The following is a 13436-nucleotide window of genomic DNA, read 5'->3' as shown; positions in this document are numbered from 1 at the left end:
CACCCGTGACATCGTCACGGGTAGGGTCGTGACGTGATCAGAATCCTGCTGGCCGAGGACCAGCACGTGGTGCGCGGCGCACTCGTGGCGCTGCTGGAGCTGGAGCCCGATCTGGAGGTCGTGGCGCAGGCCGACTCGGCCGACGACGTGGTGCCGCGGGCGCTGGTCTTCACGCCCGATGTGGCGGTCCTCGACATCGAGATGCCGGGCCGGTCGGACGGCCTGCAGGCGGCTGCGGCGCTGAAGGAGAAGCTGCCGGGCTGCCGGACCCTGATGCTCACCTCGCTCGGCCGTCCCGGGCTGCTCCGCAAGGCCCTGGACGCGAAGGTGGACGGGTTCCTGCTGAAGACCGTTCCGCCACCGGAACTCGTCGCGGCGATTCGCCAAGTCGCCTCCGGCGGACGGGTATTGGATCCGACGCTGGCCGTCGCCGCCTGGGACCTGGCGGACAACCCGCTGACCCCACGGGAGAACGACGTGCTGCGGGAACTGGCCGAAGGCGCCGAACCGCCGGAGATCGCCGCGCGGTTGCACCTGTCGACCGGGACGGTGCGCAACGTACTGACCGCGGTGGTCGGCAAGTTGAACGCACGGAACCGGACGGACGCGGTGCGCATCGCCCGCGACGCCGGATGGCTGTGAGTCGCACCGCCAAGGAGCGGGGCCGGCCGCTCAGTTCAGCGGCAGGTCGGCGCGCAGCAGGTACCAGCCGTCGTCCGGGCCGGCCGCCAGGGTGCCGCCGGCCTCGGTGACGCGGACCGTCAGCCCGCCGATCCCGGAACCGGGCGCGGTCACGCCGTCCGGGGCGCCGTCGTTCTCCACCTCCAGGCGCACCCGATCGCCGGCCACCGAGGCGGCGATCCGCGCGTGGCGGGCCGAGCTGTGCCGCAGGATGTTGGTCACGGCCTCGCGCAGGACCACGCTCAGCACGGCCCCCGCCCCGGGCGGCACCGGCGCGTCCTCCAGCTCCACCGTGATGGCGGCCGCCTCCAGAACCGCCGCCGCCGAGGCCAGTTCGGTGCCGAAGGACAGCCGGGGACTGTCGCCGGCCACCGCCCCCAACTCGGCCTGCCCGCGCTCGGCCAGGGACACGATGTCCGTCAACTCGGCCCGGCAGCGGCCGGTGTCCGTGTCCGCCAGGCGCCGCGCCAGCTCGGCCTTGAGCAGGATCGCGGCCAGACCGTGGCCGAGCAGGTCGTGCAAGTCGCGGGCCGCGCGCAGGCGTTCGGTGACAACGGCGGCGCGGGCCAGCCCGGCCCCCGCCTGCTGGAGCTCCCGAACCAGCCGGACCAGGCGCAGCACCCCGTAGACGACCACGCAGGTGATCAGCATGTTGACCGCCGCCAGCAGCACCGCACCCGCACCATGGCCGCTGATCACGCCGGCTGCCACCGCCAGCACGGCGGCCAGGGCCGCGCCCGCCCGCAGCGGCAGCACGATCAGCAGCGAGCCGGCCAGGATGCCGGCCGCGCCGATCCAGTTCCGCCCGAACCAGGGCAGCGGCAACAGGGCGAGCACCGCCGAGGCGAGCAGGGCGAGGCGGGCCCCGACCGGCGACCGGAGGAGGGCCGCGTCCTGGAAGGCGAAGCGGGCCTGGGCGGCGCTGAACACCAGCACGCACGCCACGCCGAGGCCGCGATCCGACGCCGGGACGAACATCAGCGCCTTGACGCAGAAGGCGGCGAGCAGGAAGTGGTACAGGCCGAGGGCACCGCGCAGCTCGGGCGGGTCGGCGGCGGCCGCCGGGGCGGGGGTGGCCGCGACGGTTGCCTCCACGGCGAACCGGCCGTCCGGCTCCAGACCCGCCGTCAGCCGGCCGCCGACCGCGCGGACCCGGGCCGCCAGATCGTCCAGGACGTCCGCACCGAGGGCAGCCGTCGGCACCCCGTCATTGACCACCCGCAGCACCACTCGCCCGGCCCGCTCGCCGGTGGAGACCTCGCAGCGGCGGGCGTCGCCGACCCGGACGACCGCGGTGACCGCCTCGCGCAGCACCGTCGCCAGCACCGTCCCGGCCGGCCCGAGCGGCTCGCGGTGCCCGACGCGGATGTCGGCCGCGATACCGGCGGACGCCAGCAGCGCCCGGGCACTCGCCGCCTCCGGGGCCAGCGAGAGGCTGCGCAGCTCCGCGGCGGTGGCGCGGGCGGCAGCCAGCGTCCGGCGCGCCACCGCGATCAACCGGTCCAGGGCCGACGGGTCCTGTCGGACGGCCAGGCCGTGGATCTCCGCCAGGCCCTGGGACAGCTCGCTGCGCAGGCTGGACGCGATGCGCAGCCGCTCATCGGTGACCGCGGCGGCCGCGAGGGTGAGCCGGGCGGCGTGCACCCGGGTCGCCAGCAGTGCCAGGGTGGTGACGGCGTACAGCATGACGCCGCCGAGTGCGACGGTCAGCAGCAGGTCGACGGCGTCGCGGACGCTTGCCGACCGCAGGGCCTCGACCAGCACGGCGCCGGTGCCGAACATGATCAGCAGCAGCCGGCGGCGCTCCAGCAGCAGCGAGGCGGCGGGCAGGCAGAGCAGGCCGACCGACACGCCCAGCGGGCCGACCGCGAGGAAGGCGACCGCCAGCTCCGCGACCGCCCAGCCCGGCCCGCGCCCCCGCACCGGGGTGGAGCGGGTGTGCCGGAGCTGCAGCGCCACCAGGGCCAGGCAGGCCGCGGCTATCGCGACACCGGCGACCGGGGCCGTCGGTATCCGTCCCAGCCCCTTGAGCAGGTGCGCCGAGGCCAGCGCGGCGGCCACGGCAACCACCAGGGCGCGTGCCAGACGCGGCGCGACGTCCCTGCCGGATTCCCCCTCCACGCGGGCATCGTACGCCGAAGACGATCACGGCCCGCTTGCCGCCGGTATCCGTTGTCCGCCAGCTCGACTCAAACGACCCAGGCCCGCACTCAGCTGCTCAGCGGCAGCACCCCGCTGACCCGCCAGCCGCCCTCGTGCGGGCCCGCCGTCAGCCGACCGCCGAGCGCCTCGATCCGTTCGGCCAGCGCGGCCAGGCCGGTCCCCCCGGTGTGCCGGCGCCTCGGCAGCGCGGTGATCCGGCCCGGCCGCCGGCCGCCGTTGGTCACGGTGACCCCCAGGCCGCCCCCGACGAACCGCACGACCACCTCCAGGTGCCGCGCGCCGGGTGCGTGCCGGCGGATGTTGGTGAGCGCCTCCAGCACCAGCCGGTAGGCGGCGTCCTCGATCTCGCGCGGCGCGCTGCCGGCCGACTGCGGCGGCAGGTCGAGCCGGCCCTCGATCCGCCCGCCGACCGTGAACCGCCCGACCAGCTCGGACAGGTCGGCCAGCCCGTGCACCCGGGTGGCGGCGTCGCCCGGCTCGCGCAGCGCCTGCACGCTGCGGTCCACGGACTCCAGGGCCCGCCGCCCGGCCTCCTCCAGCCGTCCGAGCAGCTCCCGGTTCTGCTCCTCGTCATACGCACCGACCCGGGCGGCCTGCACCTCCAGCAGCATCCCGGTCACCTCGTGGGCCACGAAGTCATGCAGATCCCGGGCGACTTCGAGCCGCTGCTCGTGCCGGGCCCGCTGCACGGCGCGGGCCCGGCGCCCGTCCCGGGCCCGCAGGTACAGCCCGACGCCGACGGCGCAGGCGACCGGGAAGATGGCGAGCGCGGTGCCCGTCACCGAGGCGAGCGGCGCCCCGGTGGGCATCCGCAGTGTGAAGCGCAGCGGCAGCAGCACGGCGGCCAGTGCCAGCGCCGGGCCGACCACGGCGGCCTGCCGGGCGCTGCCGTGCCGGATCACCCGCGCGGTCAGCACCAGCAGCGCCGCCAACTCGAAGGGCTCCCAGAGCAGTACCAGCCCGCGCTGTCCCGGGTAGCCCACGTCCACGCCCAGCGAGAGCACCGCCGCCGCGCCGCCGCCGGTCACCAGGTCCGGGCGCCCCAGCGGCGGCCGGCGCAGCGCCGCGGCCAGCATCGCCACCGCCGCGCTGCCCGCCAGCAGCGCCGCACTCGGCGGCGCGAAGGCCGCCGGGGCGGCCACCAGCGCCACGAACACCAGGTACAGGGCCGCGCCCCACCGCCACGCCGTGCCTGTCACGTCTCCCCCACTACTCGCCATTACTGGGCGAGTTGCCGCACGACCTGCGGGCCGTCCAGCCGCGGCATCCGGATGTCCACCAGTGCCGCATCCGGCTGCGGCGCCCTGGCCGCCGCGACCGCGGCCGGCCCGTCCGCCGCCGCGACCGCGGCCGGCCCGTCCGCCGCCTCGCCGACCACCGCCGTGTCCGGCTGGCGCTCCGGGATCCGCCGCGTCCCGCGCCGCACCGTCTCCTGGTCATCGGCTATCAGCAACTTCAGGGCCACACCCAGGAATTCTGGCACAGTGTGTAAAGCGCGCGTAAAGAATCGCGACTGGTCCGCCGCGCCCCGGCTTGGCTGGCCTCAGGCGTCGCGCAGCCGCAGCAGCGTGCCACCGAGGAGCAGCATGGCCGCCGCCCAGAGGGCCAGCACGCCCAGGCCCGCCCACGGGCCGATGGGGAGGTGGCGCAGGTCCGTCGTGGCCTGGATCGCCAGCCCCGCCGGCATCGGGCCGATCCGGGCCAGCAGCCGCTGCAGCTGCGGATCCGTGACGACATGGCTGAGCAGCGGGAACAGGTAGAGCAGCGCCAGCACGGCGCCGACCGCGGCCGCCGCGTCCCGTACCGCCGCGGCGACGCCGAGGGCGAGCAGGGCGACCAGCACCAGATAGACCACCGAGCCCGCCGCCGCGCGCAGCGTCGGGCCGTCCGCGAGGGAGAGCGGGGCGTAGCCGTGTTCGGCCGTGTAGCCGCTGCCCGGCAGCACCAGCCGCCCCGCCAGGACGGAGGCGAGCACGGCGGCGCCGCCGACCACCAGAACCGTCCCGCTCAGCACGGCGGCCTTCGCGGCGAGCACCGTGCCGCGCCGGGGCACCGCCGCGAACGTGGTGCGGATCAGACCGGTGCCGTACTCGTTGCCGACGAGCAGCACCGCCGTGATCGCGACCAGCGCCTGACCCACCGTCACCCCGGCGAGGCTGAGCCGCACCTGGTCCTGGCCGCAGCCCGCCGCCGGGCACCGGACGCCTGCGGACACCGCCGCGCCGACGCCCGCCGTCACCAGGACCAGGCCGAGCAGCAGCCGGCCGTGCCCCGCCTCGGTGCGCAGCTTGGTCCACTCCGCGCGGCAGGCCCGCCGCAGCGCCGTGAGGTCGAGGGCACTCATGCGTCCCTCCGCCGCAGCAGCACGGTCGCCGCCGCGAGGGCGAGCGCCGTCCAGGCTCCGAGGACGGCGAGGCCGGCCCAGGGCTGGAGCGGGAAGTAGCCCGAGGACGGCGCGTAGACGCTGAGCACCTGGCCGTAGCGCGGCAGGGTCTGCTGGACGGCGAAGCCCGCCGCAGGCGTGAACCGGAGCAGCCACTCGGCCGGGCCGGTCGGCAGCATGCCGCCGAACGCGAGCAGGTAGGGCAGCACCGTCGTCACCACCACCGCGGTGATCGCCGTGGCGCTGCGCCGCAGCACCGTGCCGAGGGCCAGTGCGAGGACCGCCGTCGCAGCCAGCAGCAGGCCGGTGCCGAGGACCGCGCGCAGCTCGACCGCCACGGGCACGGTGAGCACCGAGAAGTGCGCTGCGTGCGCCCGCAGTTCGCCCAGCGGGATGCTCACGGCGGATGCCACCGCGCCGACCGCGAAGGCGACCGCCGCGACCACCGCGGACTTCCCCGCCAGCACCCGGCCGCGCTGCGGCACCGCCGCGAGAGTCGTGCCGAGCAGCCCGCGACGGTACTCGGCGGTGACGAACTGCACGGCCACCACCGTCAGTACGATCAGGCCCGCGAAGGTGCCGACCAGGAAGGTCTCGACCGTGAACGCGGGGCCGAGCGCGGGCCCGCCCACGACGGGGGCGATGTCGCCCGCGCCGGTGACGGTGAAGCCGTCGCCGTTGGTGGTCCAGCCGCCGCTGGTGCCGGCCGGGTAACTGCCCGACGTACCGGCGTCGCCGCCCACCTGCGTGCCCTGCCACTGTCCGCCCGCCTGGCTCCAGGCGCCGCCGAGCGCCACCCGGCCGAAGCTTCCGGTGGCCGTGGCGGGGCTGCTGCCCCCGCCGCCGCTCGTCTGCACCGCTGCCGGGGCGGCGACGAACAGCCCCACCTGCACGGTGACCGCTGCCCCGGGCAGGTGGGCGGTGCCGACCTCGGTCCACCGCACGCCGTCGGTGGAGTCGTAGCCGGTGACGGTCGTCCCCGAGCGGACCAGCCGCAACCAGCGCGGCTCGGCAGCGGAGGGGCTGCCGGCCAGGCCCGCCCGGTCGTGCGTGAAGTCGTCCTGCATCCGCACCCCGTGCTCCCCGGTGACCATCATCGCCGCGTAGGACGAGCCCTGGTCGAGGCTCTGCCTGACCAGGATCCCGGCCTTGGACCACGGGGTGACGCCCGCCACCGTCCGGTCCTGACCGGCCGTCATGTCGCTCAAGGTTCCGCTCAGTGCGGCCACCGGGACGGTGATCGTGCCGTCCCCGGTCAGCGTCTGGTGCACGAAGTAGCAGCTGTCGTTGACCGCTTCACCGCCGGGGCCGACGGGGAGCGCTGCCGCGTCCTGCTGGTGCTGGTTCGAGGAGGCCGTGCCGACCAGCACGAAGAGCACGGAGGCGAGCACCGCCGCGACGGCGCCCCACAGCCAGCCGCGCACGGTACGGAACTTGGTCCACTCGGCGCGCAGGGCCCTCATCGCTCGACCCCCGCCCGGTACTCCACCGAGTCCTGAGTGATCGCCATATAGGCCTCCTCCAACGTCGGCCGGTGGGTGGCCAGTTCAGCGAAGGGCACGTTCGCCTCGGTGAGCCGTGCGACGATCGCCTCGCCCGGCAGCCCGGTGACCTCAAGGGCCTGGGGCCCGGCCGTCCGCACGGCACCGCCGGCGCGCGCGAGCACCTCGGCGGCAGCCCGCGCCTCGGAGGTGCGCAGGGTCACCCGGCCCGCCGAGACCCTGGCGAGCAGCTCACGCACGCCGGTGTCGGCCACGACCCGGCCGCGCCCGACCACCACCACGTGGTCCGCGACGTCCTCCAGCTCGCTCATCAGATGGCTGGACACCAGTACCGCCCGCCCCTCGGCGGCCAGCGACGTCAACAGCCGCCGGATCCACCGGATGCCCTCCGGATCAAGGCCGTTGAACGGCTCGTCCAGCATCAGGGCGGGCGGCTCCCCGAGCAGCGCCGCCGCGATGCCCAGCCGCTGCCGCATGCCCAGTGAGAAGCCGCCCGCCCTGCGGCGCGCGGCGCCGGCCAGCCCCACCTGCTCCAGCACCTGGTCCACCCGGCTCGGGGGCAACCCCTGCGAGTGCGCGAGCCACAGCAGGTGGTGGCGTGCGGTCCGGCTGGGCTGCAGCGCGCCGGCGTCCAGCAGCGAGCCCAGCCAGCGCAGCGGACTGCGCAGGCTCCGGTACGGCCGACCGCCGACCAGGGCGCGTCCCTCGTCGGGTGCGTCCAGGCCGAGTACGACCCTCATGGTGGTGGACTTGCCCGCGCCGTTCGGTCCCACGAATCCCGTCACCCGACCGGGCCGGACCGTGAACGACATCCCGTCCAGCGCCTGTGTCGCGCCGAAGCGCTTCCGCAGGCCCGACACCTCGATGCCGACGTCGTCCCTCACCACTGCCGCGTCCCCCGCCACTGCTGCGTCCCTCATCACTGCCGCCCGTCCTCCCGACTCGGCCTTCCGCTCGGCTGTTCCCGCTCCACGGTGGGCGCGGGGGCGTGACACGGGCGGAACGGGAGCTGTCATGCCGCTGTTAGGTCGCCTCGCCTAGCCTGGTCAGGCAGTCGGATCGGCCAGGGGGAAGGACGACAGTGACTCGGGAACGTCCGGCGCGACCGGCGCGCCGCCGCAGCGTCCGCTGGCGCTTCACGGTGCTGTACTCCAGCCTCTTCCTCGCCTCGGGTGCCGCCATGCTGGCAGTGGTCGGCCTGGTGGCGGGCGGATCCGTGGAGGCCGTGTCCGCGCCCGGCAGCGGTGGCTCGGCCCCTTCTGACGCCGGCGCGCGGATCGCGAGCCTGGAGCAGCAGCTCGCCCAGGCCCGCAGCGGGCAGACCCACCAACTGCTGCTGGGCTCGGCCGTCGGCCTCGCCGTCATGGGCCTGCTCTCGATCCTGCTCGGCTGGTACGCCGCCGGGCGCGTCCTGCGGCCGCTGCGCGCGATGACGACCGCCACCCGCCGGATCTCCGCCGACAACCTGGACGAACGGCTCGCCGTCGAGGGCCCGCACGACGAGCTCCGGAACCTCGGCGACACCATCGACGGCCTACTGGCACGCCTGGAGGGCGCGTTCGCAGCCCAGCGGCGCTTCGTCGCCGACGCCTCCCACGAACTGCGCACCCCACTCGCCACCATGCGGGCGGCGGTGGACGTGACGCTCGCCAAGCCGGGCCCCCTCCCCCAGCAGACCCTGACGCTGGCGGGACGGGTCCGCACCGAGCTCGACCAGGTCGACCGGCTGCTGGAGGGCCTGCTGACCCTGGCTCGCGCCCAGCACGGCGTGCCACCGGGCACCGAGCTCGTCCGCCTGGACGCGCTGGCCGCCGCTGCCCTCGACCAACAAGCCGGCAGCCTCGCCGGTCGCGGTCTGACCGCGACCCGCGCAGCCCACCCCGGCGCCCGGGTGCACGGCAGCCGGACGCTGCTGTGCCGGCTGGTGGAGAACCTGGTCGACAACGCGGTTCGGCACAACGAGCCCGAGGGCTGGCTCAACGTCACCGTCCATGCCGGGGAGCGGACCATCCACGTCACCGTGGAGAACGGCGGGCCGGTACTGGCACAGGCTCAGGCGGCAGAACTCGTCCGCCCGTTCCGCCGACTCGGCGCGGAGCGGACCGGCGGCGACGGATCCGGCCTCGGCCTCGCCATTGCCGCTGCGGTCGCCGAGGCGCACGGCGGCACGCTCGACCTGCACGCCCGTGCCGAGGGCGGCCTGCGCGTCACGGTCACCCTCCCGCGCGCGGACCACGAGGAGGCCCGGGCATGAGAGTGCTCGTCGTGGAGGACGCCCGATCGCTCGCCGACCTGGTGGCCGAGGGCCTGCGCGACCAGGGCATGGCGGTGGACGTCGCCTACGACGGCCTGGAGGCCGCCGCCAAGCTGGACGCCACGGCCTACGACGCGGTGGTACTGGACCGGGACCTGCCCGGCATCCACGGCGACACGCTCTGCCAGATGATCACCGAACGGGACCAGCGGCCCATGGTCCTGATGCTGACCGCCGCCGACTCGCCGGGCGACCGCGTCGGCGGCCTGAGCCTGGGCGCCGACGACTACCTGGTCAAACCGTTCCACTTCCCCGAACTCGTCCTGCGACTACGAGCCCTGGCCCGCCGCCGCCCCTACGCCCGCGCCCGGGTACTCCGCGCGGCCGGCCTCGAACTCGACCCCGTCCACCGCACCGCGACCCGCGACGGCAGCCGACTCGACCTCTCGGTCAAGGAGTTCGAACTCCTCACCGCCCTGCTCCAAGCCAGCCCGGCCTACCTCAGCGCGGAAACCCTCCTGGAACAGCTCTGGGACGAGCACACCGACCCCTTCACCAACACCGTCGCCGTAACCGTCAGCAGACTCCGCCGCAAACTCGGCAACCCCCCAGTGATCACCACCACCCCCACCGTCGGCTACCGCATCACCACCCCACCCGACTGACCACCCCCACCGGCCCACCCAGCGCCCACCCGGCCCACCGCCAAGGCCGATAAGGCGGAAAAGCCCCAGGTCAGAGGCATGACCTGGGGTCTCACCATGGAGCCGCCTGCGGGATTCGAACCGGCGACCTACGCACTACGAGCCCAAGAGTGATCATGTTGGCTGATGCTGGCATCAACCACCTGGTGATGAATCCTCAGGTCAGAACGCTGCACCGTGATCCACGATCCCACCCGAACCGGCACGTACTACGCCGTCCGCTCACGCATCGCTCACGCAGCTCCACTCCAGGGCAGCTGGTCGCGAGCAGCCTCGAGCGTGATCGCCATACCCCGAGACGCGAGAACTCGGTTCCACTACCGCGCTCGCGCTTCGGCTTCCTCCCACTCGTCGGCTCAGAGTCGGATGATCAACATGTCCCCGGCTTTGATCAAGGTGGAATTGCCGAGGCCGTTCAGAAACTGCAACCCCTCTACTGTGGTCCCATAGCGCTGAGCCAGCGCACTCAGAGTGTCCCCTTGGTGCACGGTGACGACGAGCAACGGTGGCCACGATGGCAGCGGCCTTGCTGCGGCGGGTGGCGGCGAGATGCCCCCACCCGGCCGCTGGAAGGGCGGCACCGGCTGGACCGCGTTGTTCGGCCATCCAGCGGGCACCGTGGGAGTACCCCAGTCCACATTGGCAATCACCCGGGCCAGGCCAGTGACCATGATGACCAGAAGGACCGCGCCGCCGATCAGGACCGTCAGCCGGTCCTCCCGGGTCCACAGCTTGAAGGGCAACGAGTATCCGAACGCCTTCCTGCCCGCCGGGGCACCCTCTCGCCGATCCGTAGGTCGGGGCGTACCGGACGGCTGGGCCTCTGGCGTCATCGAGAGATCGGCCCCCGCCAGCACGAGCCACAGGCGCAGGCGGTCCACTTCGTAGGGGTGGCGCACTGCGGACTCGACCAGTTGCCGAAGCTCGAGCAGCATGGACTCGTCGGCGACCAACTGGACGGGACCGGTCCAAAAGAGCTTCCAGCGGGCCTGGCCACTGGCTACTAGCGCCTGGCCGACCAATGCGAGCAGTGCGGAGCCGAACAGGTCGTGGACCTCCTCGATGGAATCCGTGCGGCGCCGACCAAGTCGCTGACCACAACCCCCTTCCAACAGGTCCAGGACGGTACCCAGGGAGGGTGCGGAGGTCCGGGAGAGCCGTCCTGCCACCTGGAGGAGCTCCCTGGCAGGGGTTTGCGCGAGGATCTCCGCAGTGGTTTCGGTCCAGCGCGGGGACGGCAGCAGGACGGCCTCGGCCCGTGCTGTGGCGTACATCTGCTCTTGAACGGTTGAAAGCAGCGGCTTCGCGTCGCCGACGAGCGCGATCGCCGCAGCCGAATCGCGCGTTCCGGATGCCGGGTGTGGTCGGTCCAGCAGATCGAGCCGGCGCAGCCGCTCGGCCAGTGGCGGGTGGGTTTCTCGGGGTGATGCCGCGGAGGGTATCCGGGAGTCGCTCAGCTCCGTCAACATCTGCTGGTACCGAGGATCGTGGAGCATCTGCCCGAATTCCTCGAAGAGGTCAGCGGGGAGGAACCCCTGCTGCCGAACTGGTTCGACGTATGTGGCCAGGAAGCCCTCCCAGGCGATTTCCAGGGCGTGAGCCCTACGCAGGGCATTGGCGGTCACGTCCGCGCCGACGATCAGGGCCGCCTTCGCATCAGCCTCGTTCTCCTGCCGACGTCGGACGGCCAGCGTGACCCACTTATAGCCAGTGGTGTAGCGGGAGAGCACCCAGTACAGCGTGATCATGGGCAGAGCCGCCAGGCCGGAGCGGGTCGCGGTGACCCGCATCCGTTCGCACGTCCGTTCCAAGGCGAGGGCGCACCGGTAAGTCACTGTGATCAGCCGTATGTGGCGGCCGGCGTAGTGACCCAGCTCGTGGCACAGGATGGCGGACAGCTCATCGGTGGTCAGGCCCATGAGCAGTGGAACGCCAAGGTACAGGCGACGTCGCCCGCCCAGCAGGCCCAGCATCGGTGCTTCCTCGCTCACCATGGCATTGGCAATCGTCACCAGCCGCAGTTCCGTCGGCGGCCGGGTACCGACCTCGGCCGCCAGCCGAATCACCTGGTCCCACAGGGCCGGTGCCTCAGCAGGGGAGACCAGCACCGAGTCCGTGACGGTGCCCGTGGGTCGGCTGACGAAGACGCCGAAGAATACCGCCAGAACGATCGGCAACATCAGCCTGATATTGCGCGTGGACACCTGGACATCGCTCGCGGGGCCGTGGTGCAGCGTCAAGGGGCCGAACATGGCAAGCAGACCCACCAGCACCACCATCAACGCCAGCAGATACATGCCCACGAGCGTGCTCACGGCGAACAGCGCACGCAGTATGCCACTCCGGGTGGATGTCATGCCCGACCCCCGCCCACCCGGGCCGACACCGCCGCGATGCGCGCCCGAGCCTGATCCAGCACGCCCGGGTCCGACTCGAACCGGGCCTGGAGCCATGCCTCGGCCTCCGCCAACCGCTCGACCAGTGGATCGACGTCCTGGAACAGCGACCCCCGCTGCTTCAGCCCACCGCTCGGGCTCGCCACCAGCCCGCTCACTTCCTCGTCCGGCCCGAATCCCCACGCCGCCCGCAGCGCGCGGCGGGCCTTGAGGACGTGGTTCGCGACGGCACTGGGCGTGATGCCCAGCTGGTCGGCGATGTCCGACTGCGGAACGGCGTAGAGGCAGTTCAGCACCATGACGATCCGCTGCCGCTCCGGTAGCGCCTTCAGGGCGTCGAGCGCCGCGCGGGCCTCAACGGTCTGTTCGGTGGTGGCCTGCCGTGCCGCGGGAAGCAGCAGCAGGGCGGCGAGCTGCTTGCGGACGGTAGTGGCCTTCTTCCAGATCTCTTGTTTGACCACCCTGAAGACCCAGCCTTCGGGAGATTCGTAGCCGCGCAGCCGCTCTTCCCAGCGCGCGGCGGCCCGACCGTACGCCTCGATCACGGCCTCCTCGGCGTCCTCCCGGTGCCCGCACAGCATGACCGCCCGCTTGAGGGTGTCCTCGTAGGTCCGGGCGAAGAAGTCGTCGAAGGACTCGGTGTCGAACCCGAAGTCCCGCCCGCTACTGCGGCTGCTGTCGCTCGTCATCGTGCTTCTCCCCGGGTGCCACCGATGACCGACTCGGGCCGCGTCCGGACGGTCAGCACGCGGCCGTCCGGGCCTTGGTCAACCACCGTCACAGCCGACCTCGCGGCCCGCAGCACCGCGACAGCCACGTGGCCGCGAACGCGCTCGCGAGCCAGCCCGATCCGGCCAGCAACCACCAGGCACACCACCCTTACGCCGCCTCCGATCAAAGCCAGCAGCACTGGAACCCACATCAACAGAGCACCTCTTCGGCTCGCTGTCCTCGGCGATGCGCCACCGCCGACCCGACACCTATAAACAGCCGTGTCGGCCGGATCTCTCTACCGCCGGGGCCGGCTTTTCTCCGGCCTCCCGCCAGTAGCATCCGGCCCGGTGGCCCGCAGAGGTTAACAGCCCTGCCCCGCCGCCTTCTTGACGGTATATCAGGACTAGTTGCAAGGCTGGCTGATGGCATGGTCACCGAGGGCGAGCTTGGAGAGGGAGGAGGGTTGGCCTGGCCTGGCGCGAGGTTCGAGCTGTCGGCAGGCCCGCAGCGGCAGCTGACCGGCCATCGCAATCTGCCCGTGTTCTGCATCACATCGTGGGATTGGAGGGGACATGGACTTGCTGACGTGTCCCCAGCAAGCGTTGCCGATGGCCGGGGGAGGAGCGGGGAGATCGCCGC

General features: G+C 73.1%; 10 protein-coding genes and 1 pseudogene. 3 read left to right on the top strand and 8 right to left on the bottom strand.

All coding sequences use genetic code 11. From position 1 onward, the window contains the following. The first annotated feature begins 33 nt into the window (after window positions 1-33). The gene (locus tag E6W39_RS23605) at window positions 34-642 is read left to right on the top strand and encodes a response regulator transcription factor (RefSeq protein WP_141635219.1); all 609 of its coding nucleotides are present in this window, start codon (window positions 34-36) and stop codon (window positions 640-642) included. A 30-nt stretch (window positions 643-672) separates the two neighbouring features. Here the strand turns inward: E6W39_RS23605 and E6W39_RS23600 are convergent, their stop codons facing one another. The 6 genes and pseudogenes from E6W39_RS23600 to E6W39_RS23575 form a co-directional block, all read right to left on the bottom strand. Further along, window positions 673-2802, bottom strand: coding sequence for a histidine kinase (locus E6W39_RS23600; RefSeq protein ID WP_141635218.1), 2130 nt, complete (start codon window positions 2800-2802; stop codon window positions 673-675). Between the two features lie 89 nt (window positions 2803-2891). Beyond that, window positions 2892-4043: a sensor histidine kinase gene (locus tag E6W39_RS23595; RefSeq protein WP_228718319.1), complete on the bottom strand. Its 1152-nt coding sequence runs from the start codon at window positions 4041-4043 to the stop codon at window positions 2892-2894. A gap of 26 nt (window positions 4044-4069) precedes the next feature. Beyond that, window positions 4070-4309 (bottom strand): annotated as a pseudogene (locus E6W39_RS23590) (response regulator); the annotation flags it as partial. Between the two features lie 78 nt (window positions 4310-4387). Continuing rightward, window positions 4388-5188 carry an ABC transporter permease gene (locus tag E6W39_RS23585; RefSeq protein ID WP_228718318.1) on the bottom strand — a complete coding sequence of 267 codons (801 nt, stop codon included), beginning with the start codon at window positions 5186-5188 and terminating at the stop codon, window positions 4388-4390. Then, on the bottom strand, window positions 5185-6690 hold the full coding sequence (locus E6W39_RS23580) for an ABC transporter permease subunit (RefSeq protein ID WP_141635216.1): 1506 nt from the start codon (window positions 6688-6690) through the stop codon (window positions 5185-5187). Before E6W39_RS23580 ends, E6W39_RS23585 begins: the two co-directional genes overlap by 4 nt. After that, window positions 6687-7649 carry an ATP-binding cassette domain-containing protein gene (locus tag E6W39_RS23575; protein ID WP_141635215.1) on the bottom strand — a complete coding sequence of 321 codons (963 nt, stop codon included), beginning with the start codon at window positions 7647-7649 and terminating at the stop codon, window positions 6687-6689. The genes E6W39_RS23580 and E6W39_RS23575 overlap by 4 nt, the downstream gene beginning before the upstream one ends. Window positions 7650-7810: 161 nt before the next feature. Between E6W39_RS23575 and E6W39_RS23570 the strand changes: the two genes are divergently transcribed. Together E6W39_RS23570 and E6W39_RS23565 are read left to right on the top strand one after the other, a co-directional pair. Continuing rightward, a complete protein-coding gene (locus tag E6W39_RS23570) occupies window positions 7811-8983 on the top strand; it encodes a sensor histidine kinase (protein WP_228718317.1) in 1173 nt (390 codons plus the stop codon). Then, window positions 8980-9648: a response regulator transcription factor gene (locus E6W39_RS23565; protein WP_141635214.1), complete on the top strand. Its 669-nt coding sequence runs from the start codon at window positions 8980-8982 to the stop codon at window positions 9646-9648. Before E6W39_RS23570 ends, E6W39_RS23565 begins: the two co-directional genes overlap by 4 nt. Window positions 9649-10043: 395 nt before the next feature. Here E6W39_RS23565 and E6W39_RS23560 read toward each other — a convergent pair whose 3' ends face one another. Beyond that, on the bottom strand, window positions 10044-12002 hold the full coding sequence (locus tag E6W39_RS23560; protein WP_181799415.1) for a M48 family metalloprotease: 1959 nt from the start codon (window positions 12000-12002) through the stop codon (window positions 10044-10046). Window positions 12003-12040: 38 nt separating this feature from the next. Then, window positions 12041-12772 (bottom strand): RNA polymerase sigma factor, encoded by a 732-nt coding sequence (locus tag E6W39_RS23555; RefSeq protein ID WP_141635212.1) that lies wholly within the window; start codon window positions 12770-12772, stop codon window positions 12041-12043. Window positions 12773-13436 lie beyond the last annotated feature (664 nt).

Origin of the sequence: Kitasatospora acidiphila (assembly GCF_006636205.1) — a bacterium.
Classification (GTDB): domain Bacteria; phylum Actinomycetota; class Actinomycetes; order Streptomycetales; family Streptomycetaceae; genus Kitasatospora; species Kitasatospora acidiphila.
This window is presented reverse-complemented; position numbering and strand designations above follow the sequence as displayed.

What these genes read in the sequence shown, in the direction of transcription:
- E6W39_RS23555 (WP_141635212.1), bottom strand. Translation starts at nt 12,772, where the DNA reads ATGACGAGCGACAGCAGCCGCAGTAGCGGGCGGGACTTCGGGTTCGAC.
- E6W39_RS23585 (WP_228718318.1), bottom strand. Translation starts at nt 5,188, where the DNA reads ATGAGTGCCCTCGACCTCACGGCGCTGCGGCGGGCCTGCCGCGCGGAG.
- E6W39_RS23580 (WP_141635216.1), bottom strand. Translation starts at nt 6,690, where the DNA reads ATGAGGGCCCTGCGCGCCGAGTGGACCAAGTTCCGTACCGTGCGCGGC.
- E6W39_RS23575 (WP_141635215.1), bottom strand. Translation starts at nt 7,649, where the DNA reads ATGAGGGACGCAGCAGTGGCGGGGGACGCGGCAGTGGTGAGGGACGAC.
- E6W39_RS23565 (WP_141635214.1), top strand. Translation starts at nt 8,980, where the DNA reads ATGAGAGTGCTCGTCGTGGAGGACGCCCGATCGCTCGCCGACCTGGTG.